Source organism: Planktothrix sp. FACHB-1355 (assembly GCF_014748295.1).
In the GTDB taxonomy this organism is placed as follows: domain Bacteria; phylum Cyanobacteriota; class Cyanobacteriia; order Cyanobacteriales; family Aerosakkonemataceae; genus Aerosakkonema; species Aerosakkonema funiforme_A.
Window position 1 is genome coordinate 1 of the sequence record NZ_JACJUP010001054.1, and the last position, 2482, is coordinate 2482.

Sequence of the window (2482 nt, forward strand, 5' to 3'; positions counted from 1 at the left end):
TGCATACCTTAAATCACTTATTTTAAAATGTTACGAGATAGAAGCAGCCAAGCACTAAATAGATGCGGTAAGGCTGAAAAACCTCGAACAACACAAAGATACAGAATTTCCAGTTTCCCCATCTTGAATTTTCTCTACTCCAAAAGCCAGCTAAATAACTCTCCTACAGTTAACTGTAACTCGCTAGCAAAGGAAGGTACGGGAAGCTGCTGTTCTGGTTCGTCAAATACTTCCGGTTGTTCTCTGGGAAGATAAACAAATACTGTTTTTTCATCTGGGTCAATTAACCAACCCATTTGTGTCTCGTATTTCAAACAGTGAAGAATGTTTTTAGTTACTTTGGTCTGGCTTTGTTCCGGCGATAAAATTTCGATCGACCAATCCGGCGCTAACTGAAAAACGTTAGCAATTTCGCCATTCTCATCGCGAGGTATTCTCTCCCAAACAAACACCGACACATCCGGTACGATCGATCGTCCGCCAAAGGTACACCTCAATTCGGTAAAAGCCCGTGCAATTCGCCGAGGTTTTAGGACAGCATTGATAACAGTAACCTGTTCGGTTTGAATCGTACTGTGCTTTCCTTGGGGCATCGGTTTTTGAATTATTTGTCCGTCAATGTACTCGCTAGCGGGTTTTGTTTCTGGTAGTTTCAGAAACTCTTCCAATGTGAGGGTTGGCGATGGTATTTGTACCATTTGAACTAATTCCCAAAAAGCCAAGATAAATTTGTTACAGTTGAGTGCGATCGTCTGCTAAAGTTATCAAATTACGGTAATTTTCAAGGCATCCATTCCAACACAATCCCTACACGAGTATCCTTATCTTGCTTCGCATTTTGCCGCTGAAGATCGGTCGATACTCGAACATTGCGAGTAACTGCATAACCCGCCGAAAGGGTTGTCAAACCCACTTCTTCATTCGTACCGGGCGATACCCAACTCTGAGTTAAAGAAATATCTGCCGCACCGCCTCTAGATAAAACTAACAGTAATTTAGCGCCAACGAGCAATCCATCTGTAGTATAACTATCGGTTTCTAAATGGCGATAACCTAACACAGGCGCTACATTAATATAACCCCCTAATGGTAGAATATAGTAACGCAAATCTCCGCCGAAATTTTGTCGATCGCCATCAAAAGTCGTCTGAAAATCCCCGCTTACCGTGAAACCAGTCCTACCGATAAAAATATCCTCTACGCCAACAGTTACACCATCTCCGTTATCAGTGGCGGCAAAATCAGTATAACCGAACCGCAACCGCGTCCGAAAACTGGGGTCGTTCTTGATATCCTCCAAAACATTCGGTATCTTACGCATCCAGCGTTGCAAAACCGGACTGTTTTGTATGATTTCCGGACTTAAATCTAAATCCCTCGCATTGGGAGTAGGTGTTGTTTCTGATTGTGTCGGTGTTGTTTCTGTTTGGGCAGGTGTTGTTTCTGGTTCCGTTTGACTCCAAGCAGGTGTTATTCCCAGCGTCAAGCAACTGCTTATTAATAAAACCCAGTAATTTAATTTCATATTCAGTACAGATTTTATATTTTTAACGCAAAGGAACGCAGAGGTTTTCGCAAAGCACGCAGAGGAAGTTTTTGTCCGAGCGATTTTTTTTGGCCACTTCCATCTATGCGTCGATGCAATGCCATTAGCTTATCTTATTTTTCTGTCTTCCTGCTACTCCTCTGCGTAACTCTGCGTAAACCTTTGCGTTCCTTTGCGTTAAAAAAAAGGTTCTGCTCTTGGCAGAACCGAAGTAATCAAGGAGCAACAAATGAAAACTAACGCACAGTTCCTTCCAGATTAGTTACATCGATCGGCTTCATCAAATATAGCCGTAGCAGCTGCCAGCCATTCGACACATAGTAAGGCAACTTCTGGAAGAATTGCAGGAACTTCGGTGTCTTGGAATTGGCGATCGCAGTCAACTTCGCGTTATTCTCTACGCAGGTATCCAGACGCTGGTAAAATTCTGGGTTATTCACATCCAGAATTACCGGGAACACCCGTCCCGCCGTTTCGTTCGTCTTCTCGATCACATGGATATCGTAATCCCGCGCATTCAGACCGATCGAAGCATAGAAACCAGCCCGCTGGATATCATTGAGATACATCGTCGCAAATACCGACAGCAGGAAGAAACGACTCCACAGCTTCGCCTTCCAATCGTTCAAAGTGTCGGGTTGCGCTCTCATCATCGCATCGAAGAAGTCACCGTGACGGTTTTCATCCTGACACCAATTTTCAAAGAAGCGGAAAATTGGATAAATCCGATCTTCGGGATGAGCTTCCAAATGGCGATAAATTGTGATATAGCGCCAATAACCAATTTTCTCGGACAGGTAAGTCGCGTAGAAAATAAACTTGGGTTTGAAGTAAGTGTAGTTTTTACTCTTGGTCAAAAATCCCAAGTCTAGGGAAAGATGGAAATCTGATAATGCTTTATTCAAGAAGCCAGAATGACGCGCCTCATCTCGCGAC

The 2482-nt window shown here is 43.5% G+C and carries 3 protein-coding genes; all 3 read right to left on the reverse strand.

The features are described from left to right. Positions 1–134 precede the first annotated feature (134 nt). On the reverse strand, positions 135–698 hold the full coding sequence (locus tag H6S82_RS28845; protein WP_190474422.1) for a Uma2 family endonuclease: 564 nt from the start codon (positions 696–698) through the stop codon (positions 135–137). Between the two features lie 83 nt (positions 699–781). Continuing rightward, positions 782–1525 (reverse strand): hypothetical protein, encoded by a 744-nt coding sequence (locus tag H6S82_RS28850; RefSeq protein ID WP_199315604.1) that lies wholly within the window; start codon positions 1523–1525, stop codon positions 782–784. A 257-nt stretch (positions 1526–1782) separates the two neighbouring features. Then, the coding region (gene acsF / locus H6S82_RS28855) for a magnesium-protoporphyrin IX monomethyl ester (oxidative) cyclase (RefSeq protein WP_191057148.1) at positions 1783–2482 on the reverse strand (700 nt) is incomplete at its 5' end.